This is a genomic window from Amycolatopsis sp. NPDC041971 (assembly GCF_055588925.1).
Genome location: NZ_JBVJCE010000023.1, coordinates 151066 through 172160, shown reverse-complemented (window position 1 = coordinate 172160; position 21095 = coordinate 151066). Strand labels below are relative to the sequence as shown.

Below are 21095 nucleotides of genomic sequence, written 5' to 3'. Positions count from 1 at the left end.
TTGAGTTCGGTGAACTCCGGACCCATCCGCGCGCGCGTCTTGATCCACGACGGCTTCTTCTCGATCGGAGTCTGGGAATTCCGGACCTCGAGCCGGAGAAGTTTGCGCCCCTCGGGGACCGCGCTCATCGGTTGAGGTCCGCGTACAGCGGGTGCTTCTTGGCCAGCAGTTCGACCCGGGCGGACAGCGACTGGCGCAGATCCTCGTCGAAGTCCGGGCGCAGCGCCTCGGCGATGATGTCACCGACCTCGGCGAAGTCCTCCGCGCCGAAGCCGCGGGTCGCCAGCGCCGGGGTGCCGATCCGCAGGCCCGAGGTGACCATCGGCGGGCGCGGGTCGAACGGGACGGCGTTGCGGTTGACCGTGATGCCGACCGAATGCAGCCGGTCCTCGGCCTGCTGACCATCCAGAGTGGAATTGACCAGATCGACGAGCACGAGGTGCACGTCGGTGCCGCCGGTCAGCACGCGGACACCCGCTTCGGAGCAGTCGGTACGCGAGAGGCGGTCGGCCAGGATCTTCGCGCCTTCGAGCACGCGCTGCTGACGCTCGCGGAACTCCTCGCTCGCGGCGATCTTGAGCGCGACGGCCTTGGCGGCGATGACGTGCTCCAGCGGACCGCCCTGCTGACCGGGGAACACCGCCGAGTTGATCTTCTTGGCGAGTTCCTGGCGGCACAGGATGATGCCGCCGCGCGGGCCGCCGAGGGTCTTGTGCGTGGTCGTGGTGACGATGTCGGCGTAAGGCACCGGGCTGGGGTGCAGCCCGGCCGCGACGAGACCGGCGAAGTGTGCCATGTCGACCATGACCTTCGCGCCGACCTCGTCGGCGATGCGGCGGAACTCGGCGAAGTCGAGCTGACGCGGGTACGCCGACCAGCCGGCGATGATCAGCTTCGGCTTGTGCTCCTTGGCGAGGCGCTCGATCTCCTCGACGTCGACGATCCCGGTCTCCTTGTCGACGTGGTAGGCGACGACGTTGTAGAGCTTGCCGGAGAAGTTGATCTTCATCCCGTGGGTCAGGTGCCCGCCGTGGGCGAGGTCGAGACCGAGGATGGTGTCGCCGGGGTTGAGCACCGCGACCATGGCGGCGGCATTGGCCTGCGCGCCCGAGTGCGGCTGGACGTTGGCGTGCTCGGCGCCGAACAAGGCCTTCGCGCGGTCGATCGCCAGCTGCTCGATGACGTCGACGTGCTCACAACCGCCGTAGTAACGGCGGCCGGGGTACCCCTCGGCGTACTTGTTGGTCAGCACCGACCCCTGCGCCTCGAGCACGCCCACCGGGGCGAAGCTCTCCGAGGCGATCATTTCCAGGGTCGACTGCTGCCGGTCGAGTTCGGCGGCGACGGCCACGGCGACCTCGGGGTCCACTTCGGACAGGCTTGAATTGAACAGAGTGGCGTTGAACATGTCAGTTCTCAGTCCTCTTGGGTCAGGACGGCGTACGCCTGGGCGTCGAGCAGAGCGGGCACGTCGCCGGACAGACGCACCTTCAGGAGCCATCCTTCGGCGTACGGGTCCGAGTTGATGAGCTCGGGGGTGTCCGTTGTGGCCTCGTTCACCTCGACGACCTCGCCGTCCACGGGCGCGTACAGCTCGCTGACCGACTTGGTCGACTCGACCTCGCCGAACACTTCGCCCGCGGTGACGGTGTCGCCGACCGAGGGAAGCTGGACGAACACGATGTCACCGAGCGACTCGGCGGCGAAGGCGGTGATGCCCACGGTGGCGACGCCGTCGGCGACGTTGAGCCACTCGTGTTCCTTCGTGTACTTCAGGTCCTGGGGGATGCTCATGGTGGTTCAAGGGCCTTTCAGGCGCGGGAGTAGAAGGGCAGGGCGACGACCTCGACGGGCTCGATACGGCCCCGGATGTCGACGGAAAGCTCGGTGCCGGGCTCGGCGTGCTCCCGGTCGACATAGGCCATGGCGATCGGGTAACCCAGGGTCGGCGAGAGGGCACCGCTGGTGACCTCGCCGATCTCGGTCTCGCCCGCCAGGACGGTGTAGCCGTGGCGCGGGGCGCGACGGCCGGAGCCCTTGAGCCCGACGCGCACCCGGGGAACGTCCTTCTTGGACAGTTCCTCGAGGGCGGCCTTGCCGACGAAGTCATCGGGCTTTTCGAACTTGACGACGCGGCCGAGACCGGCTTCGAACGGGCTCAGCTGGAGGCTGAGTTCGTTGCCGTACAACGGCATCCCGGCTTCGAGGCGGAGGGTGTCGCGGCAGGCGAGACCGGCCGGGAGCAGACCGTGCGGCTCGCCCGCGTCGGTCAGGATGCGCCAGACGGCGGGGGCTTCACCGGCCGGAACGTACAGCTCGAAGCCGTCTTCGCCGGTGTACCCGGTGCGGGCGAGCAGGACGTCGTGCCCCTTCACGACGGCCGGGACGCTCGCGTAGTACTTGAGCGCGCCGAGGTCGGCGTCGGTGACCGCGCCGAGGATCTCGACGGCCTTCGGGCCCTGGACGGCGATCAGCGCGACGTCCTCGGACTTGTTCTCGACGACCGCGTCGAATCCGGACACCCGTTCGGCCAGAGCCTCCGCGACCACGGAGGCGTTGCCCGCGTTGGCCACGACCAGGAACTTCTCGTCGGCGAGACGGTAGACGACCAGATCGTCCAGCACACCGCCGTTCTCGTCGCAGATCATCGTGTAGCGCGCCCTGCCCGGCTTGACGCCGGACAGGTTGCCGACCAGCGCGAAGTCGAGGACGGCAGCGGCTTGCGGACCGGTCACCTCGATCTCGGCCATATGGGAGAGGTCGAACAGGCCCGCGGCCTCGCGGACCGCCTTGTGCTCCGCCAGTTCGCTGCTGTAGCGGATCGGCATCGACCAGCCCGCGAAGTCGGTGAACAACGCACCCAGTCCTTTGTGGACTCCGTGCAGGGACGTCTCTTTCGACATCAAGTGCCTCAGTTCTCGTAGGCGTTGAGCGGCGGGCAGGAGCAGACGAGGTTACGGTCCCCGCGCGCACCGTCGATGCGGCGCACCGGGGGCCAGTACTTGGCCTTGCGATTCACTCCGGCGGGGTACACCGCCAGTTCGCGGTCATACGGCAGGTCCCAGTCACCGACCAGGGTCTCCGCGGTGTGCGGGGCGTTGCGCAGCGGGCTGTCGTCCGCGGCCCACCGGCCCTGCGCCACGGCGTCGATCTCCGCGCGGATGGCGATCATCGCCTCGATGAAGCGGTCGATCTCGCCCAGGTCCTCGGACTCGGTCGGCTCGACCATCAGTGTGCCCGCGACCGGGAACGACATGGTCGGCGCGTGGAAGCCGTAGTCGATCAGGCGCTTCGCGACGTCGTCGACGCTGACACCGGTCTCCTTGGTGAGCCCGCGCAGGTCGAGGATGCACTCGTGCGCGACCAGGCCGTCCTGGCCGGTGTAGAGCACCGGGTAGTGCTGGTTGAGGCGTTTGGCCACGTAGTTCGCGGCTAGAACCGCGACCTGCGTCGCGGCGGTGAGCCCGCCCGCGCCCATCATGCGGACGTACGCCCAGGAGATCGGCAGGATCGACGCCGAGCCGTACGGGGCGGCGCTGATCGGGCCGACACCGGTTTCGGGGCCCGCCTTCTCCAACATCGGGTGGTTGGGCAGGTACGGCGCGAGGTGCGCGCGGACCGCGACCGGGCCGACGCCGGGGCCGCCGCCACCGTGCGGGATGCAGAAGGTCTTGTGCAGGTTCAGATGCGAGACGTCGCCGCCGAACTCACCCGGCTTGGCGAGACCGAGCAGGGCGTTGAGGTTCGCGCCGTCGACGTAGACCTGGCCGCCCGCGTCGTGCACGATCTTGGCCAGCTCGTCGATGCCGTGCTCGTAGACACCGTGCGTGGACGGGTACGTGACCATGATCGCGGACAGCGTGTCGCGGTTGGTCTCGACCTTGGCACGCAGGTCGTCGAGATCGACGTTGCCCTCGGCGGTGCACTTGACCACAACGACGCGCATGCCCGCCATGACCGCGGAAGCGGCGTTCGTGCCGTGCGCGGACGACGGGATCAGGCAGACCTCGCGTTCGGCCTGACCGTTGGCGTGGTGGTACGCGCGGATCGCGAGCAGTCCGGCGAGTTCGCCCTGGCTACCGGCGTTCGGCTGCAACGACACCTTGTCGTAACCGGTGACCTCGGCCAGCCAGCTCGAAAGCTGCTCGACGAGGACGTGGTAGCCCTCGGCGTCCTCGACCGGGGCGAACGGGTGGATACCCGCGAACTCGCGCCAGCTGATCGGCTCCATCTCGGTGGTGGCGTTGAGCTTCATCGTGCAGGAGCCGAGCGGGATCATGCCGCGGTCGAGCGCGTAGTCGAGGTCGGACAGGCTGCGCAGGTAGCGCAGCATCGCGGTCTCGGAGCGGTGCGAGTGGAAGACCTCGTGCGTGAGGTACTCGCTCTCGCGCTGCAAGCCGGCGGGCAGCGCCTGGGCCTCGGCTGCCGGAGTGTCGACGCCGAACGCGTTGAGCACCTTCGCGATGATCGCGGGCGTGGTGACCTCGTCGACGGCGACGCGGACGTGGTCGGCGTCGACCGGGCCGAGGTTGATCCCGTTCTCGCGCGCGACCGCGACGACCGCTTCGGCCTGTCCGGGCATGCGGGCGAGGACGGTGTCGAAGAAGCCCTCGTGGACGACCTCGACGCCGCCCGCGCGCAGAGCATCAGCCAAGCCAGCGGTCAGCTCGTGGACGCGGGTCGCGATGCGCTTGAGGCCGTCCGGACCGTGGTACACCGCGTACATCGCGGCGAGCACGGCGGGCAGCACCTGCGCCGTGCAGATGTTGGAGGTCGCCTTCTCGCGGCGGATGTGCTGCTCGCGGGTCTGCAGGGCGAGGCGGTACGCGGGGTTGCCGTCGGCGTCGACCGAGACCCCGACGAGGCGGCCTGGCAGCGAACGCTCGAGCCCGGCGCGGACGGCCATGTAGCCGGCGTGCGGCCCGCCGTAACCGAGCGGGACGCCGAAGCGCTGGGTGGAACCGGCGGCGATGTCGGCGCCGAACTCACCCGGCGCGGTGATCAGTGTGAGGGCGAGCAGGTCGGCGGCGACGGTGTACAACGCGCCCGCGGCCTTCGCGGTCTCGGAGATGGCGGAGTAGAAGCCCGCGCCGCGCAGCACGCCGGAAGCACCCGGGTACTGGACGACGACGCCGAAGAACTCGTCCGGCAAGCCGGTGAGCAGGTCACGGACCTCGACCTCGACGCCCATGGCCTCGGCGCGGGTGCGGACGACGGCGATGGTCTGCGGCAGGCACTCGGCGTCGAGGACCACCTTGTTCGACTTCGCCTTCGACACGCGGCGCATCAGCATGACGGCCTCGGCGACCGCGGTGGACTCGTCGAGCAAGGAGGCGTTCGCGGTGGTGAGACCGGCCAGCTCGGAGACCATGGTCTGGAAGTTGAGGAGCGCTTCGAGACGGCCCTGCGAGATCTCCGGCTGATACGGCGTGTACGCCGTGTACCAGGCCGGGTTCTCCAGCACGTTGCGGCGGATGACCGCCGGGGTGACCGTGTCGTGGAAGCCGAGGCCGATCATCTGCGTCATCGGCTTGTTGAGCGCGGCGAGCGCGCGAAGCTCGGCGATGGCGTCCTCTTCGGACGCGGCGGGGGGAAGCTCCAGGTCACGGGTGACCCGGATCGCGGACGGCACGGCGGCCTGCACCAGGGCGTCGAGGCTGCCATAGCCGACCTCGGCGAGCATCTTGGCCTGCTCGGACTCCGAGGGGCCGATGTGCCGGTCGTCGAAGGACGTACTGGTCAAGGGAGCTCCTTGGGTCAGGCGCCGGATAGACCGGTGCGCCGGGAACTCCCCCTCTGTCATGGCACCTGAGAGTTTCACCGCATGTGATGCGGCTTTCACCTTGGGTGAGGCGCACTTGCGCGCCTGCTTTCCAGAGTGGCCTCGCGGAAGCGGTAGTGAGTACCTGAGAGATTCCGGGGAGTTTGCTCCTTCGGTGCCCCACCACGTTCGTGAGGGCTCTCCCGCTCCAGCTCAACGGCCCTGTCTGTAGTTGTGCGCACACCGTACCTGGCGGGTTCGACGCGCGTCTACTTCCGCCCGACGACGTCACTCGGGACACGCGTGCTCGGAGCCGTAACTCGCGTGATCAGCGGCGGAACTCGCGAGTTACGGGTCTGATCACGGGAGTTACGGGTCTGATCACGCGAGTCACGCGTTCCTCTTTCGCGGTGATGGTGCCACCGGTCTCGGCGCATATGCGCGTCATCTCGAGGTCGCGACCATGGCGGAGCAACGCAGCTCAGCGGCCCGCCTCCCCAGCCACCGGGACGAGTGACGAGGCGGCCCAAGTCCGTGAAGGCCTCCTTGAGGGACCCTGGGTCCCTCAAGGAGGCCTTCACGGACAGCGCGAGCGCGTCACAGAGGGGTGACGTAGGCGCCCGAGATCCCGCCGTCCACCAGGAACTGCGAAGCAGTGATGAACGAGGCGTCGTCGCTGGCCAGGAAGGCGACGGCCGCGGCGATCTCCTCCGGCTCGGCGAACCGCCCGACCGGCACGTGCACCAGCCGCCGCGCGGCCCGCTCGGGGTCCTTCGCGAACAGTTCCTTCAGCAGCGGGGTGTTCACCGGACCCGGGCACAGCGCGTTGACCCGGATGTTCTCCCTCGCGAACTGGACGCCCAGTTCCCGGCTCATCGCCAGCACCCCGCCCTTGGAAGCGGTGTAGGAGATCTGCGAAGTCGCCGCGCCCATCACCGCGACGAACGACGCCGTGTTGATGATCGAGCCCTTGCCCTGCCGTTGCATATGCGGCAGCACGGCCTTGCAACACAGGTACACCGAGGTCAGGTTGACCTTCTGCACCCTCTCCCACGCGTCGATACCCGTGGTCAGGATCGAATCGTCCTCCGGCGGGGAGATGCCGGCGTTGTTGAACGCGACGTCGACCGACCCGAAAGTGTCCACTGTGGTCTGGAAGAGGGCATCGACCTGCTCGACATCGGTGACGTCGGCCTGCACGAACAGGCCGCCGACCTCGTCGGCCGCGGCTTTGCCCGCCTCGGCGGAGATGTCGCCGATGACGACCTTCGCGCCCTCGCTCGCCAGCCGCCGCGCGGTGGCGAGGCCGATGCCGCTGCTCCCGCCGGTGATGACCGCGACGCGGCCTTCGAAACGCTGCACCATTCAATCCTCCGTGCTGATGAAGACGTTCTTGGTCTCGGTGAAGGCGTCGACGGCGTCCGGACCGAGCTCGCGGCCGAGCCCGGACTGCTTGAACCCGCCGAACGGCGTCCAGTACCGGACGGACGAATGCGAGTTCACCGAAAGGTTCCCGGCTTCGACGCCACGCGCGACGCGGAAGGCGCGGCCGACGTCGCGAGTCCAGATCGAGCCGGACAGGCCGTACTCGGTGTCGTTGGCCATGGTCACCGCGTCCGCCTCCCCGTCGAACGGGAGCACCGCGACGACCGGGCCGAAGATCTCGTCCGAGGCCAGCGGATGCCGCAGATCCGGCGGGGTGACGACGGTCGGCGGGAACCAGTAGCCCGGCCCCAGCGGCGCGTTGCCCCGGAACGCCACCGGCGCGGCGTCGTCCACATAGGACGACACCTTCGCGAGGTGCCCCGCCGAGATCAGCGGCCCCATCTCGGTCACTTCCAGCCGCGGATCCCCCACCACCACACCGTTCACCGCGGGTTCCAGCAGCTCCATGAACTTCTCGTACACGCTCGACTGCACCAGGATCAGCGACCGCGCGCAGCAGTCCTGCCCCGCGTTGTCGAAGACGCCGTACGGCGCGGTGGCCGCGGCCTTCTCCAGGTCGGCGTCGGCGAAGACGATGTTCGCGTTCTTGCCGCCGAGCTCCAGCGTCACCCGTTTCACCCGCGCGGCACAGCCGGCCATGATCTGCTTGCCGACCTCGGTCGAGCCGGTGAACACCACTTTCCGCACCGCGGCGTGGTCCACGAACCGCTGGCCCACCACGGATCCCTTGCCGGGAAGTACCTGGAAGACGTCTTCGGGGATCCCCGCCTCACGGGCGAGTTCGCCGAGGCGGATCGCGGTCAGCGGAGTGAGCTCGGCGGGTTTCAGCACGACGGTGTTCCCGGCGGCGAGCGCGGGCGCGAATCCCCAGCCCGCGATGGGCATCGGGAAGTTCCACGGCACGATCACCCCGACCACGCCGAGCGGCTCGTGGAACGTCATGTTCACCCCGCCGGGCACCGGGATCTGCTTGCCGCTCAACCGTTCGGGCGACGCGGAGTAGTACGTCAGCACATCGCGGACGTTGCCCGCTTCCCAGCGCGCGTTCCCGATCGTGTGGCCCGCGTTGGCGACCTCCAGCCCGGCGAGGTTCTCGATGTCGGCGTCGACCGCGTCGGCGAACCGGCGCAACAGCCGCGCCCGGTCGCCGGGGGCCACCGCACGCCAGGCGGGGAACGCCGCGTGCGCGCGGGCGATCGCCGCGTCGGTCTCCTCGGCCGAGGTCAGTTCGACCGACCTCACCACCTCTTCGGTGGCTGGGTTGATCACCTCAAACCCGGTCACTTTCTCTCCTTCGCAGCTTTCACCAGCGCCTCGAAAAGCCTGATGTCGTCGGAATTCTGTTCGGGATGCCATTGGACACCGAGTACGAACCCCTCGCCGGGCAGTTCGGCCGCCTCGATGGTCCCGTCCGCCGCCCAGCCGACCGGGACCAGCCCGTCGCCGAGTTTGTCGATCGCCTGATGGTGGTAACAGGGCACCTTGGTCTCGGTGCCGAGGATCGACGCGGCGCGGCTGCCCTCGGCGAGCGTCACCGCGGTGGTGCCGAAGGTCCCTGGCGCGGGCTGGTGATCCGCGCTGTGCAGAGTGTCCGGCAGGTGCTGGGCGAGTGTGCCGCCCAGCGCGACGCTGAGCACCTGCAAACCCCGGCACACGCCCAAAACCGGCTTGCGCGCGGCCAAAGCGGACCGCAGCAGGCCGAACTCGAACGCGTCCCGGTTCGGCCTCGTGTACGTCATCGCGTGCTGTTCCTGGCCATAGCGGGCCGGGTCGACGTCGGCGCCGCCGACCAGCACGAGACCGTCCACGGCGGATATCAGCCGATCGTGTGCCCCGCTCACCGGGGGCAGCAGGACCGGGATCCCGCCCGCCGCGACGATCCCGTCGACGTAGACCCGGTGCAGCAGCGCGGCTTCGGTCTCCCAGACGAGGAACTTCGCGGGCTCCAGGTAGGAGGTGAAACCGATGAGGGGGTCACAGCCGTTCGAAGCCACGGATCCTCTCCCAGTCGGTGACGGCGGCGTCGTACGCGGTGATCTCGACCTTCGCCGCGTTCAGGTAGTGATCGACGACCTCGTCCCCGAACGCGGTCCTGGCGAGCTCGCTCCCGTCCAGCAGCGCCGCGGCTTCCCGCAGGGTCGTCGGCACGGTCGGCTTGCCGGAACCGTAGGCGTTGCCGTGGAATTCCGGCTCCAGCTCCAGTTCGTTCTCGATGCCGTGCAACCCGGCCGCGATCAGCGCGGCCACCGCGAGGTACGGGTTCACGTCGCCGCCGGGGACCCGGTTCTCGGTGCGGAGCGAGTCTCCGTGCCCGACGACGCGGAGCGCGCACGTGCGGTTGTCGGTGCCCCACGCGACGGCTGTCGGCGCGAAACTCCCGGGGACGAAACGCTTGTAGGAGTTGATGTTCGGCGCGAGGAAATAGGTCAGCTCACGCAGCCCGGCCAGCTGGCCGGCGAGGAAGTGCTCCATCAGCGGCGAGAACCCGCCGGGGCCGTCGCCCGCCAGGACGGGCTCGCCCTCGGTGGAGCGCAGACTGATGTGGATGTGGCAGGAGTTGCCCTCGCGTTCGTCGTACTTCGCCATGAACGTGAGGCTCTTGCCTTCCTGCGCGGCGATCTCCTTGGACCCGGTCTTGTAGACGCTGTGGTTGTCGCAGGTGGTCAGCGCGTCGGCGTAGCGGAACGCGATCTCGTGCTGACCGGGATTGCACTCGCCCTTGGCCGACTCGACGTACAGCCCCGCCCCGCCCATGTCGTTCCGGATGCGGCGCAGCAGTGGCTCGATCCGCGAGGTGCCGAGCATCGAGTAGTCGACGTTGTACTGGTTGGCCGGGCGAAGGTCCTGATACCGCTTGTCCCAGGCCGATTCGAAGGTGTCGTCGAAGACGATGAACTCCAGCTCGGTCCCGACGTACGCGACGAGACCACGCGCGGCGAGCCGGTCGAGCTGACCGCGCAGGATCTGGCGCGGCGAAGGGGCGACGGCGCCGCCCTGCACCCGTTCGAGGTCGGCGAGGACGAGCGCGGTGCCCTCCTGCCACGGAAGCAGGCGAAGCGTGTCGAAGTCCGGGCGCAGGACGAAGTCGCCGTAGCCGGTCTCCCAGGACGACATCGCGTAGCCGTCGACGGTGTTCATTTCGACGTCGACGGCGAGCAGGTAGTTGCACGCTTCGGTGGCGTGCTCGACGACCTCGTTGAGGAAGTACTCGGCGGCGCAGCGTTTGCCCTGCAGCCTGCCTTGCATGTCGGTGATCGCCACCAGCACCGTGTCGACGGCACCGTCCTCGACCAGTTCCCGGAGCCGATCCAGCGTGAGCATGCCGCGCCTGTTCGCCATCAGCCTCACCTAAAGGTTCGAAGCGGTACCTTTGCGGCTTCTTCCTACCGGGTCGGCCCTCCACGGTCAACTCGACCAATGGTCTGATTCGTTACCCATTGCGGACTGTAGTTGATCCCTGGGCGGATTGTCTGCGATGCCCGGCTGAGAAGATGCTGTGAATCCCGCCGAACGGGAGGAGATCCGCACACCCGGAACGTTGTACGGATCAAGAGAGGTGAGAAGGAATGACACAGGCATTCACGCAGCAGACCACGTTCACCGATCCCCAGGGGCGGGCTCAGCTCCCGACGATGCCCAGTGGGTGGCCGATCGGCTCGTACGAGTCGTACTCCGAAGCGCAGCGTGCCGTCGACCACCTCGCGGGAACGGACTTCCCGATCACGGACGTCACCATCGTCGGTGTCGAGCCGGTTTTGGTCGAGCGGATCGCCGGACGGATGGGCTGGAGCAAGGTGCTGACCAGCTCGGCCCTGTCGGGCGCGATCTTCGGTATGTTCCTCGGCCTCGTGCTGAGCCTGCTGAACCCGGGCGCCGGACTGGTGCCGATCCTCGTCGGCCTCGTCGGCGGTATCGCGTTCAACCTGCTGTTCGGCGCGCTGGGGTACGCGGCTTCGAAGAACAAGCGCGGGTTCATCTCGCAGAGCCAGCTGGTCGCCCGGCGTTACGACGTCCTGGCCCAGCCGCGCAACGCCGAGAAGGGCCGCGCCCTGCTCGCCGACCTGGCCGCCAGGAGCGCGTTCACCCACTGACGCCTTTCCGCGTTTCGTCCTCTGAATGCGGTAGTTCGCGTTCCCAACTACCGCATTCAGAGGACGAAACGCCATGGGGTGAGCCCTCCGGGCGCCGGTCAGCGGCGCACCCGATAGCGCAGGTGAAGCACCGGTAGCGGTCACACAGCTCGACCGCGGGCATCGGCGGGAACGGCGCCGGCCCCCACGGCTTGACGTGCACGCCGACGGCGCCGGCGGCAGCGTCAGCCGGGCGTATGGCGGCGCACCCTCCAGGTTGTAGAGCCCGTTCAGCGGCGGTCGGGGCACTCTGGACACGTACTCCACGCTCACAGCATCACCTACGCGCGCCCCACAAGCCACGACGACCGAGTGCGTGAAGGGGTCCTTCACTGCGCTAGACGCCAGGGTTCCGGCAAAGTCGCATAGCTGCTGGCGGGTGGCGCTTCTGGTGATTCGAACTGGACTTCCAACGGGGCGGATGACAAGGTGCCTTAAGCGTCAAGTGTCCACAAAGGACACTATCCAGTCACTGGATGTCCATTGATGCGTTTATGTACGTTTTGTGGACAGTCAAGAAAGATGTCAGGCGACTGTGACGAGTTCGCCTCTGTCACCACAACACCCACTTGACCAGTGGTTATGCGACTTTGTCGGGACCCTGGCACTAGACGCAATGAAGGGGTCCTTCACGTACTCCAGGGCCCCAAGTGGCGCGAGACGGGTGGAGGCGCCCCCGACAGCCGCCTCCACCCGGGCCACCTAGCGCGTCGGCTGGGTGGAGTTCGGCGGCGGCGCCACCGAGGTGGACGACGGCGGGGCGACCGGGGTGGTGGGCGGCACCGGCGCGCCCTTCGGGATCGCCGCGCTGAACGGGACGTCGGTCCGCTCCTGGCAGTAGCCGCGGGAACCGTTGTAGCCGTTGAGGTTTCCCTCGTTGTCCTGCACTCCGCGCTCGAGCCGCGGACGCGGGTAGCGGTTGTCGTCGCCGATCTTCCGCTTGTCGCCCGTGCTCCTCTCGCAGGCGTACCGCGTCGTGCTGAGCGGACGGCCGTTCTCGTCGTAGAGGTAGATCCCGGTCAGCGGCTTGCCTTCGGCGTCGAAAGCGTAGATGTTCTCCACGTCCTGGCTGCCGTACATCAACTGCGGATTACCGTAGTTGTCGTTGTAGCCCGGCGTGTAGCCGCTGTTGGGGGAATTGTTGCCGTAGGACCGGTTCGCGATCAGATCGACCGCCGCGCCCGCACCGCCGAGCATGCTGCCGATGACGAACGCCGAGATCGGCACGGCCAGCCACAGCAGCCGCCGGTCGGCCTTCAACCTCGGCCCCGCCCATATCACGGCGACGGCCGCCAGCAGCATCAGCGGCAGCAGCAAAACGGCCTCGGTGTGGCGAAGCATGAGCAGCAGACCGAACACGACCAGCACCGCCGCGCACAGCACCCACCACGCCGGCTTGAGCGTGCGGAAGTAGTTCAGCCCCTTGCTGTTCCGGTCGTTCTGGAACGAGTCCGCGGTTTCGCGGAGCTTGACCACCTCGGGCAGTGCCGCGATCGGGGCGACGCCCTTGCGGACGACGTAGGCGACGCTGATCGCGAGCACGGGTGCGATGAAAAGCAGGCCCAGCAACGGTTCCACCCGCACCAGCACCGCGGCCGCGAAGCCGAACAACGCGAACCCGCCGACGGAGAAAACCAGGCCCCACAACGCGAACCGCGCTCCGCCGATCCCGGTCTTCGCCTTCAGCACGGTGGTCTTGCCGTCCGTGTCGGCCGGACGCGGCGGATAGCCGCCCGACGCCCTCAGTTCGGCGGCGTAGCTCTCGGGGCTGCCCAAACGCTCGATCAAGGCGTCGACCTTGGGGTTCTCGCCCAGTTCCGCCTCCATCTCGGCGAGATGGGGCCGGACGTCTTCGAGGATCTCCTCGACTTCGCTCTCGGGAAGGTCGGCGAGCGCGCTCCTGACCCTCGCCAGATACACCCGCACGGCGGTCGGATTCTGCGTGCTCATGCTGCCTCTCCCAACAGGCTGTTCATTGTCGTGGCGAAAGTCCGCCAGGTCTGCCCCGACTCTTCGAGGCGCTGGCGACCCGGTTCGTTGAGGCTGTAGTACTTGCGGTGCGGGCCTTCTTCACTCGGCACCACGTACGACGTCAGCAGGCCTGCCTTGTACAGCCGCCGGAGCGTCCCGTAGACCGATGCGTCGCCCACTTCCTGCAATCCGGCGACGCGAAGTCTTCGGAGCACGTCGTAGCCGTAGCCGTCCTCACCGCGAAGTACCGCGAGAACGGCGAGGTCCAGCACGCCTTTAAGTAGCTGACTGATCTCCACAGTCGCGTCCCTCCCAGTCTTGCGCAACAGAAGGTACCACGCATTGCACAGTAGTGCGCACGGCGGAACCTACTTGCGTCCAGGAATGGTTCATGGGTTACTTAGTCCAGTAATGAACCACCGCACCCGGCACGGGTGCGCGAAGACTGGGAACGGAGGTGTCGTGCTCGACGAAGGAACGCCCCTGTTCGTGCAGATCGCCGAACAGATCGCCGACGACATCGCCGAGGGAAGCCTGGCCGAGGGGGAACGCGTGCCGTCAACCAACGAACTCGCCGCCTTCTACCGGATCAATCCGGCGACGGCGGCCAAGGGGATCAACGTGCTCGCCGATGACGGGTTGCTCGAAAAGCGGCGCGGTATCGGCATGTTCGTCGCCGGTGGCGCGCGGCAGAAGCTGCTCACCGACCGGCGGCAACGGTTCGCCGAGCAGTACCTCGACCCGATGCTCATCGAAGCGCGACGCCTCGGCATCGACGACGAAACCCTGATCTCGCTCATCCGCGGGAACGAACACCGGAACGGAGGACCCGCCGCATGACGCCGACCATTTCGACCACCGGCCTGACCCGGCGCTACGGCGACCACCTCGCGCTCGGCGAGGTCTCGATCGACATCGAAGAAGGCAAGATCACCGGCTTGCTGGGCCGCAACGGCGCGGGCAAGAGCACCTTCCTGCGCATCGTCACCGCGCAGGAGTTCGCCAGCACGGGCTCGGTACGCGTATTCGGCGAGAACCCGGTGGAGAACGAGCGCGTGCTCCAGCGCCTGGTGCTCGTCCGCGAGGACCAGCAGTTCCCGGATTTCAGGGTCCGGCACGCCCTTTCGGCGGCGTCGTGGTTCTACCCGAACTGGGACGCGGAACTGGCCGACACGCTGCTCCGCGACTTCGACCTGCCGACGAAGCGCCCGATCAAGAAGCTCTCGCGAGGGATGCGCTCGGCACTGTCGATCACGATCGGACTGGCGGCACGGGCGGAACTCACGCTCCTCGACGAGCCGTACGCGGGCCTCGACGCCGTCGCGCGCCAGCTGTTCTACGACCGGCTGCTCGACGACTATTCGGCTCATCCGCGCACGGTCCTGCTCTCCACACACCTGATCGACGAGGTGGCGGATCTGCTGGAGCACGTGGTGATGATCGACAAGGGCCGCGTGGTGCTCGACGCGCCCGCCGACGAACTGCGGGGCTCGGCCGCCACGGTCAGCGGACCCGCCCTCGCGGTGGACGACTTCGTCGCCGGCCGCCGGGTGCTGCACCGTCGCAAGATCGGTTCACGGGCTTCGGTCACCGTCGCCGACGCACTCGACGCGGCGGCGAAGGCGCGGGCGCACGCCCTGCACTTGAAGCTGGAACCGTTGTCCTTGCAGCAATTGATGGTGCACACCTCCCACGGACAGACCGCAGAGGAGGCGTCCGCATGAACACCCTCGTCAACGTCGCGCGCTACCACCTGGTGGACCGACTTCAGTACCTCGTCCTTCCGGTCGGCGTCACACTCTTCGCGTTCCTGGTGAATCTCGCCATCTTCGCGACCTTGCGTGAGGACAAGGAGAACTACTCCGGTGGCCTGTTCACGCTTTTCGTGTTCCTGTTCGTCTGCGGCGCCTTGAGCATGACGAAGTCGCTGCCGTTCGGCCTCGCGCTCGGCGTCTCGAGGCGGTCGTATTACCTGGGCACCGTCCTGTTGATCGCCGGCTTGTCCGCGCTGTATTCGGTCGGGATCGTCGTGTTCCAGGCGATCGAGGAGGCCACCGGCGGCTGGGGGTTCAGCCTCAACTACTTCCGGGTGCCCTGGTTGCTCGACGGCCCCTGGTATCTGACCCTGCTCACCTCGTTCGTCTTGCTGACGCTGATGTTCGTCTACGGCATGTGGTACGGCTTGATCTACCGGCGTGCCGCGGTGGTGGGTCTGGTCCTTTTCGGCGCCGCGCAGGTCCTGGTGCTGCTGGGCGGGGTACTGCTGCTCAGCTGGACCGATTCCTGGCCGAAACTCGGCACGTTCTTCAGCACACTGACCGTCGGCGGCGTGACCGGTGTGCTCGCCCTGCTGGTCTGCGTCGCGGGTGCCGGCGGATTCGCCACAATGCGCCGCGTCACCGTCTGAAAGTCCTTACATATCAAGGAGTTCTGTGATGGCCGTGACTCATGTGGTGGTGTCGGTCCTGCTGGCCGCGATCTTCGCCGTACTGGGGGTGGCGAAGGTCCTGCGTCAACCGTCGTTGATCTCCCGGACCGAGAGGCTCGGCTTCTCGGTCCGGGAGATCCAGGGGATCGGCGCTCTCGAGATCGCCGGGGCGGCGGGCCTGGTGGCCGGATTCTTCTGGTCGCCGATCGGGATCGCCGCGGCGATCGGCCTGATGGCGTTGCTGATCGGTGCGGCCGTCTCGCACGCGCGGGCGGGTGACGGGATCAAGGACGTCGCCCCGCCCGGCTGGCTCGCGCTGGTCTCGGCGGCGGCCGCCGTCACCGCGATCGTTTCGGCTTAGGCGGCAAGCGTTTCCCGGGCTCGGTCGCGCATGCGCCCGACCACGGCGGATCGCTGCCAGGCGCGCGTGACCTCCACCAGCCACGCCGCTTCGGTGGCGATGTCCGGCTCGTCGAGGTAGGTCGCCGGAACGTCGTCGGGGGCGTACCGGCGGCCCGCCTCGGCGGCGACGAGCGCGGCGGCCAAGGCCGCGGCTTCGATCGTCGCGGGGACGCGGGATTCGGGGATCTTCGCCTTGCGTGCCTCGGCTTCCGCGACCGGCGGGACGTCCGGATCGAAGTAGGGACGCAGCGCGAGATGGCCGTCCCGGATCTCGATGACCCTGCGGTACAAGGCGAACTCGACACCGCCCGGCATACCGGGACCCGGGTCCAGCGCGATTCCCGGGACGGCGTCGCGTAACGCGGTCCACAACGGCTCGATCCGGCGATACGTCCGGTACGTGCCGATCAGGCGGAACGGGGTGGCCAGCGCGGGCCCCCACACGCTGAGCGTCGCGCCCGCCCCGGCGAGCCCGACGCTCAGCGCCGCCAGGATCGACGAAACGGTTTCCTCACCGGCGTTGACCTCGCCGGTGGTGGCGAGGATGTAGATGTCGTCGACGTCCCAGAAGGTCCAGCCCAGTGCGGCGACCCCGCCGCCGACGAGCAGCCACAGCCCGAGGCGAAGCGGGCCTGGATCCGCGTGGCGCGCGAAGCGGGCGAAGACGATCGAGAAGGTCAGCAGGCTGATCAGACCGTAGACGAGGAAGAGGACGTTGTACGCGACGAACCAGCCGAGCCTGCCCGGCCCGGCGGCGGTGTGCTCGCCGACGCGGTAGCTGTCGGAGAGGAAGAAGAGCACGATCTCGGCGGCCACGACGAACCAGGACAGCAGCGCGTGCCATCCGATCCGCTTGCCCTCCCCCAGTTTCAGCGAATGCGCGAACGCGACCGCGAAGGCCATCGCGCCGATCTTGAGCAGATCGGCCGCGAGGTTCAGGAGGCTGCCGATGGGTTCTTCGACGCCGACGGCGTTCTCCATGGCCGGGGTGAGCAGCATGATGCCGACCGCGATGCACATCCCGAACGCGCTGAGGAACCACATCCGCCGCAGCGGCTGGGTGTGCCGGGCCTGGATCAGCTTGTACCCGAAGCCCGCGAAAGCCACCACGCAGCAGAAGTACGCGATGGTCTCGGTCACGGCCGGCGCCGTTTCCGGCTGCCGAAGAGGTCATCGACCCTGGCCATCCCGCCGGCGAGGTCGCTCCCGCTCTCGTCGAGACGGGCCGCGGCGCGCACAGTCGTCCGTGCGACGCGTTGAGCGAGCAGACTGGCCAGCAGTTCGGCCTCCTGCTCCTCGACGGCGCTGTAACTCGTACGGCCGAGGACACGGCGAACGAGTTCGGGAGACAGGTTCGGCATGAGGGCCTTGCTGGCGGCGGCGTCGAGCGCGATCCCGTCGGCGCCCGCGTCCGAACCGGTATGGCCGCACAACAGATGGCCGACCTCGTGCAGGAGGATATGCCGCCGGTGCAGGGCGGTGGTGTTGGTCGGATAGAGGATGTAGTCCGCGCGCTCGGTGCTCATCAACAGCCCGCAAGGTCCGCTGGAGGGGACACTGACCTGCATCAACTCGATGGGGCGGCCGCGTTCGGCGGCCAATTCCGCGGTGAAGGCCTCGGCGTCGAAGGGTTCGGGAAGAGCGACGCCGTCGGCGAGACTCCGGCAGCGGCGCCACAGCTCTTTACGGCGGCTGTCCACTCACGTCTCCTTCTTCGTGCCGCCCCGTCCGGATTCCCTGCGGGCGATCGCGTCGATCATGTCGCTGATGGTGTCGAGTCCGCCGGGGGAAAGTGTTACGGCCCGCAGCGCGACATCTCGGACACCGGCGTCGCGGAGGGCGCCGAGGAGCGCGAGTTCCTCGGCGATCTTGGCGCTCTGCTCGTCGTCGAAGAAGTACGCCGGCGAGACGCCGAAGAACTGGGCGAGCGCCTCGAGGTGGCGTTTCGTGGGATTGTCGCGGCGACCTGTGCGCAACTGCCACAGGTACGTCGTCGAGAAACTCTCACCGGTGGCTTCCCGGCAGGCCTTGGCGACCTCTTCGTGGCTGTACGGCTCACGATCGGGTCTCAGCACGATCTGGAACAGCTTGTCGATCTTCTCGGCGAGCGTCGTCTTGCCGGGCTCGGTCGCGGCCACATCCCACTCCCTCGATGTCGTGCCCGTTCATGCTAGTTGACGCGACACCCGCGCCGTACACGACAGTTTTCACCTCAAGCGCGGACGCGGCTGGCATCGGGGGCACGAAAAGGACGAGCGGTTCATGAAGGGATCACGCCGGATGGCGGTTCCGCACCGGCCGCAGGGCAGGCCTTCCTGGCCATAGGCGTCGAGCGAGCGGTCGAAGTACCCGGATTCCCCGTTGATGTTGACGTACAAGGCATCGAACGACGTCCCGCCCGCGACGAGCGCGGCGGCCATGACCTCGCCGGCGGCGGTGAGGACCGTCCGGCCCTGTGCCGCGGTGAGCTTTTCGGTGGGCCGTGCCCAGTGGAGCTTGGATCGCCAAAGGGCTTCATCGGCGTAGATGTTGCCGATACCGGAGACGAGGGTCTGGTCGAGCAGAGCGCGTTTGATCTCGGTCCGCCTCGACCGCAGCGCGCGGACGGCCTGGTCGAGATCGAACCGCGGATCCATCGGGTCGCGGGCGATATGCGCGATGGTGGAAGGCAACGCCGTTCCGTCGGCCTCGGTGAGTTCCGCGAGCGCGAGACCGCCGAAGGTCCGCTGATCGACGAAGCGCAGCTCGGGGCCATTGTCAGCGAAGCGGAATCGCACGCGAAGATGCTTCTCGTCGGGCGCTTCTGCGGATTGGACCAGCATCTGGCCGCTCATGCCGAGGTGCGCGAGCAGGGCCTGCCCGTCGGAAAGCTCCAGCCACAGGTACTTACCGCGACGGCGGGCGGCGGTGATCCCGATGCCGGAAAGCCGTCCGGTGAAATCCTCGGCGCCGAGTTCGTGCCGGCGGATCGCGCGAGCGTGGAGAACTTCGACCTCGGTGATCATCCGGCCGGAGACATGCGCCTCGAGCCCGGCACGGACCACCTCGACTTCGGGGAGTTCGGGCATGCCGCCGATTCTCCCACTGCCCCTCGTGAGTGGTAACGACGGTGGGAACCGTTCTTACCACTCACGAGGAGGAGCAGGACTCAGGTGGTCTTCGGCGGCTGATCGACGTCGAGTTCGGCCGAAAGCTGCCGCCAGGCCGTCTCGGCGGCCTTCTGCTCGGCTTCCTTCTTGGTCGTTCCCGAGCCGTAGCCGAGTTCACGCCCGCCGACGAGGACGGTCGCGGTGAACTCCTTGCGGTGATCGGGACCGGTGTCCTCGACCTTGTACTCGGGCACGCCGAGTCCGGCCGACGCGGTCAGCTCCTGGAGGCTGGTCTTCCAGTCCAGTCCGGCGCCACGCAGCGGCGCTTCGGCGAGCAGACCGTCGAACAGGTGGTGCACGAGCTTGCGCGCGATGTCGATGCCATGCTGCTGGTACGCGGCGCCGATGACGGCTTCGAGCCCGTCGGCGAGGATGCTCGCCTTGTCCCGGCCGCCGGTGAGTTCTTCGCCCTTGCCCAGCAACAGGTGCTTGCCCAGCCCGCCTTCGCCGAGGCCGCGCGCGACCCTGGCCAGCGCGTGCATGTTGACCACGCTGGCACGGAGCTTCGCGAGCTGACCTTCGGCCAGGTCGGGATGGGTGTTGTAGAGGTGGTCGGTGACGACCAGACCCAGCACCGCGTCCCCGAGGAACTCCAAGCGCTCGTTCGGCGGCAGCCCACCGTTCTCATAAGCATAAGAACGGTGGGTCAGCGACAACGTCAACAGCTCGGATTCGATCGTGATCCCGAGTGCTTCGAGCAGTGGTGCGGGGTCTGCGGGTGGTCCACCCGCCGATTTGCCCCCCATGTCGTCAGCCGCCGATCAGGCGGGCTCGACGACCTGGCGACCGTTGTGCTGGCCGCAGGCCGGGCACGCGATGTGCTGGAGCTTCGGCTGCTTGCAGGCGCGGTTGGAGCAGGGCACCAGCTGAACCGGAGCCGCCTTCCACTGGCTGCGGCGCGCGCGGGTGTTGGATCGCGACATCTTCCGCTTCGGGACGGCCACGAGTAGATCTCCTTCAGACGGTCTGCCCGCGGTCGCGAGCGAACTTGCTTCTCCGGAACGAGCTGGTGCTCGTCAGGCTTGCTTTCCGGGGCCATCAGCCTGGTCATCGGCCGTTTCGTCGCCGAAACGCCTCACCAGCGTGGCCCACCGAGGATCTATCTTCTCATGCCCGTGCCCGGGCTCGAGATCGGCCCACTTGACACCGCATTCGATGCACAGCCCCCGGCAGTCCTCGGTGCACAGTGGGGCCAGCGGCAGCGCCAGCACCACCGCGTCGCGGACCGTCGGCTCGAGGTCGATCCGATTGTCCACCAGGCGGGGGATCTCGTCCTCCTCGGTGGTCTCCTCGGTCGCGGAGCCGGGATAGGCGAAGAGCTCGGTCAGGTCGACCTCGACGTCTTCCGTGATCGGGTCGAGGCACCGCGAGCAGTGCCCCGTCGCGACGGCGGACGCCGTACCGCTGACGAGCACACCCTCGACGACGGATTCGAGTATCAGGTCGAGTTCCAGGCTGGAGCCGGCGTCGATGGTGATGACGTCGGGCACACCGAGCGCGGTTTCGACGGGAATGGCGCGTTGGACGGCCTTGCTCAGGCCGGCGTGACGGCCGAGTTCGCGGGTGTCGAGCACCCACGGGTTCCGGCCGTCCAGTTGCGCAGGCCTGGCCTGCGGCGACTTGTTCTCAGACATCGGTGACCAGGGTACGCAGTCCCCGCCACCGGGTTTCGGGCACGGTCCGCGAAGCTCCGGTGCGGGGGGGGGGGGGGGGGGTTTTTTTTGAGTTTTTGATTGAGGGGGAGGGTATTGCGCGGGTGGGGGGTGGAGGGGCGAGGGGGGGGGGAGATCCCCTGTACGTACATGGAG

22 protein-coding genes, 2 pseudogenes and 1 riboswitch are annotated in these 21095 nt (G+C 67.9%); of the genes and pseudogenes, 5 read left to right on the top strand and 19 right to left on the bottom strand.

Features of this window, described 5'->3' with window-relative positions; genetic code table 11:
• From ACZ6DT_RS35430 to ACZ6DT_RS35390, 9 genes and pseudogenes are all read right to left on the bottom strand, one after another.
• Window positions 1-128: pseudogene (locus ACZ6DT_RS35430) on the bottom strand (lipoyl synthase); the annotation flags it as partial.
• Complete coding sequence (locus ACZ6DT_RS35425) at window positions 125-1408, bottom strand: serine hydroxymethyltransferase (RefSeq protein WP_465603434.1); 1284 nt, start codon at window positions 1406-1408, stop codon at window positions 125-127. The gene ACZ6DT_RS35425 and the pseudogene ACZ6DT_RS35430, both read right to left, overlap by 4 nt.
• Before the next feature lie 8 nt (window positions 1409-1416).
• Window positions 1417-1794: a glycine cleavage system protein GcvH gene (gene gcvH / locus ACZ6DT_RS35420; RefSeq protein ID WP_465603433.1), complete on the bottom strand. Its 378-nt coding sequence runs from the start codon at window positions 1792-1794 to the stop codon at window positions 1417-1419.
• A 17-nt stretch (window positions 1795-1811) separates the two neighbouring features.
• Complete coding sequence (gcvT, locus tag ACZ6DT_RS35415; protein ID WP_465603431.1) at window positions 1812-2903, bottom strand: glycine cleavage system aminomethyltransferase GcvT; 1092 nt, start codon at window positions 2901-2903, stop codon at window positions 1812-1814.
• 8 nt (window positions 2904-2911) lie between these two features.
• On the bottom strand, window positions 2912-5743 hold the full coding sequence (gene gcvP / locus ACZ6DT_RS35410) for an aminomethyl-transferring glycine dehydrogenase (protein WP_465603429.1): 2832 nt from the start codon (window positions 5741-5743) through the stop codon (window positions 2912-2914).
• 43 nt (window positions 5744-5786) lie between these two features.
• Window positions 5787-5887, bottom strand: a riboswitch (glycine riboswitch).
• A gap of 471 nt (window positions 5888-6358) precedes the next feature.
• The gene (locus ACZ6DT_RS35405; protein ID WP_465603427.1) at window positions 6359-7126 is read right to left on the bottom strand and encodes a 3-oxoacyl-ACP reductase; all 768 of its coding nucleotides are present in this window, start codon (window positions 7124-7126) and stop codon (window positions 6359-6361) included.
• Window positions 7127-8491, bottom strand: coding sequence for an aldehyde dehydrogenase family protein (locus ACZ6DT_RS35400; RefSeq protein ID WP_465603425.1), 1365 nt, complete (start codon window positions 8489-8491; stop codon window positions 7127-7129).
• Window positions 8488-9201 (bottom strand): gamma-glutamyl-gamma-aminobutyrate hydrolase family protein, encoded by a 714-nt coding sequence (locus tag ACZ6DT_RS35395; RefSeq protein WP_465603424.1) that lies wholly within the window; start codon window positions 9199-9201, stop codon window positions 8488-8490. Before ACZ6DT_RS35395 ends, ACZ6DT_RS35400 begins: the two co-directional genes overlap by 4 nt.
• Window positions 9182-10546: a glutamine synthetase family protein gene (locus tag ACZ6DT_RS35390; protein ID WP_465603422.1), complete on the bottom strand. Its 1365-nt coding sequence runs from the start codon at window positions 10544-10546 to the stop codon at window positions 9182-9184. Before ACZ6DT_RS35390 ends, ACZ6DT_RS35395 begins: the two co-directional genes overlap by 20 nt.
• 227 nt (window positions 10547-10773) lie before the next feature.
• Between ACZ6DT_RS35390 and ACZ6DT_RS35385 the strand changes: the two genes are divergently transcribed.
• Window positions 10774-11298 (top strand): YflT domain-containing protein, encoded by a 525-nt coding sequence (locus ACZ6DT_RS35385; RefSeq protein WP_465603420.1) that lies wholly within the window; start codon window positions 10774-10776, stop codon window positions 11296-11298.
• A gap of 136 nt (window positions 11299-11434) precedes the next feature.
• Here ACZ6DT_RS35385 and ACZ6DT_RS35380 read toward each other — a convergent pair.
• The 3 genes and pseudogenes from ACZ6DT_RS35380 to ACZ6DT_RS35370 all read right to left on the bottom strand — a co-directional run.
• A pseudogene (locus tag ACZ6DT_RS35380) lies at window positions 11435-11586 on the bottom strand (AraC family transcriptional regulator); the annotation flags it as partial.
• Between the two features lie 453 nt (window positions 11587-12039).
• Entirely contained in the window at window positions 12040-13287 is a 1248-nt protein-coding gene (locus ACZ6DT_RS35375; protein WP_465603418.1) for a DUF1700 domain-containing protein, read from the bottom strand.
• A complete protein-coding gene (locus ACZ6DT_RS35370; RefSeq protein ID WP_005160429.1) occupies window positions 13284-13607 on the bottom strand; it encodes a PadR family transcriptional regulator in 324 nt (107 codons plus the stop codon). The genes ACZ6DT_RS35375 and ACZ6DT_RS35370 overlap by 4 nt, the downstream gene beginning before the upstream one ends.
• A gap of 163 nt (window positions 13608-13770) precedes the next feature.
• Between ACZ6DT_RS35370 and ACZ6DT_RS35365 the strand changes: the two genes are divergently transcribed.
• From ACZ6DT_RS35365 to ACZ6DT_RS35350, 4 genes are read left to right on the top strand one after another with little or no spacing between them, the layout of a single operon-like run.
• The gene (locus tag ACZ6DT_RS35365; RefSeq protein WP_465603415.1) at window positions 13771-14148 is read left to right on the top strand and encodes a GntR family transcriptional regulator; all 378 of its coding nucleotides are present in this window, start codon (window positions 13771-13773) and stop codon (window positions 14146-14148) included.
• The gene (locus tag ACZ6DT_RS35360) at window positions 14145-15032 is read left to right on the top strand and encodes an ABC transporter ATP-binding protein (protein WP_465603413.1); all 888 of its coding nucleotides are present in this window, start codon (window positions 14145-14147) and stop codon (window positions 15030-15032) included. Before ACZ6DT_RS35365 ends, ACZ6DT_RS35360 begins: the two co-directional genes overlap by 4 nt.
• The gene (locus tag ACZ6DT_RS35355) at window positions 15029-15715 is read left to right on the top strand and encodes an ABC transporter permease (protein WP_465603410.1); all 687 of its coding nucleotides are present in this window, start codon (window positions 15029-15031) and stop codon (window positions 15713-15715) included. Before ACZ6DT_RS35360 ends, ACZ6DT_RS35355 begins: the two co-directional genes overlap by 4 nt.
• A 28-nt stretch (window positions 15716-15743) precedes the next feature.
• Window positions 15744-16097: a DoxX family protein gene (locus ACZ6DT_RS35350; RefSeq protein WP_465603408.1), complete on the top strand. Its 354-nt coding sequence runs from the start codon at window positions 15744-15746 to the stop codon at window positions 16095-16097.
• Here ACZ6DT_RS35350 and ACZ6DT_RS35345 read toward each other — a convergent pair.
• The 7 genes from ACZ6DT_RS35345 to ACZ6DT_RS35315 form a co-directional block, all read right to left on the bottom strand.
• Entirely contained in the window at window positions 16094-17278 is a 1185-nt protein-coding gene (locus ACZ6DT_RS35345) for an MAB_1171c family putative transporter (RefSeq protein ID WP_465603406.1), read from the bottom strand. The genes ACZ6DT_RS35350 and ACZ6DT_RS35345 overlap by 4 nt on opposite strands.
• A complete protein-coding gene (locus ACZ6DT_RS35340) occupies window positions 17275-17838 on the bottom strand; it encodes an ImmA/IrrE family metallo-endopeptidase (protein ID WP_465603404.1) in 564 nt (187 codons plus the stop codon). The genes ACZ6DT_RS35345 and ACZ6DT_RS35340 overlap by 4 nt, the downstream gene beginning before the upstream one ends.
• On the bottom strand, window positions 17839-18276 hold the full coding sequence (locus tag ACZ6DT_RS35335) for a helix-turn-helix domain-containing protein (RefSeq protein WP_465603402.1): 438 nt from the start codon (window positions 18274-18276) through the stop codon (window positions 17839-17841).
• A gap of 69 nt (window positions 18277-18345) precedes the next feature.
• Complete coding sequence (mutM, locus tag ACZ6DT_RS35330; RefSeq protein WP_465603400.1) at window positions 18346-19206, bottom strand: bifunctional DNA-formamidopyrimidine glycosylase/DNA-(apurinic or apyrimidinic site) lyase; 861 nt, start codon at window positions 19204-19206, stop codon at window positions 18346-18348.
• Window positions 19207-19286: 80 nt separating this feature from the next.
• The gene (rnc, locus tag ACZ6DT_RS35325; protein ID WP_465603398.1) at window positions 19287-20033 is read right to left on the bottom strand and encodes a ribonuclease III; all 747 of its coding nucleotides are present in this window, start codon (window positions 20031-20033) and stop codon (window positions 19287-19289) included.
• Window positions 20034-20048: 15 nt separating this feature from the next.
• Window positions 20049-20231, bottom strand: a complete 183-nt coding sequence (gene rpmF / locus ACZ6DT_RS35320; RefSeq protein WP_005160412.1) for a 50S ribosomal protein L32 — start codon at window positions 20229-20231, stop codon at window positions 20049-20051.
• 72 nt (window positions 20232-20303) lie between these two features.
• Entirely contained in the window at window positions 20304-20921 is a 618-nt protein-coding gene (locus tag ACZ6DT_RS35315; protein WP_465603396.1) for a YceD family protein, read from the bottom strand.
• Window positions 20922-21095 lie beyond the last annotated feature (174 nt).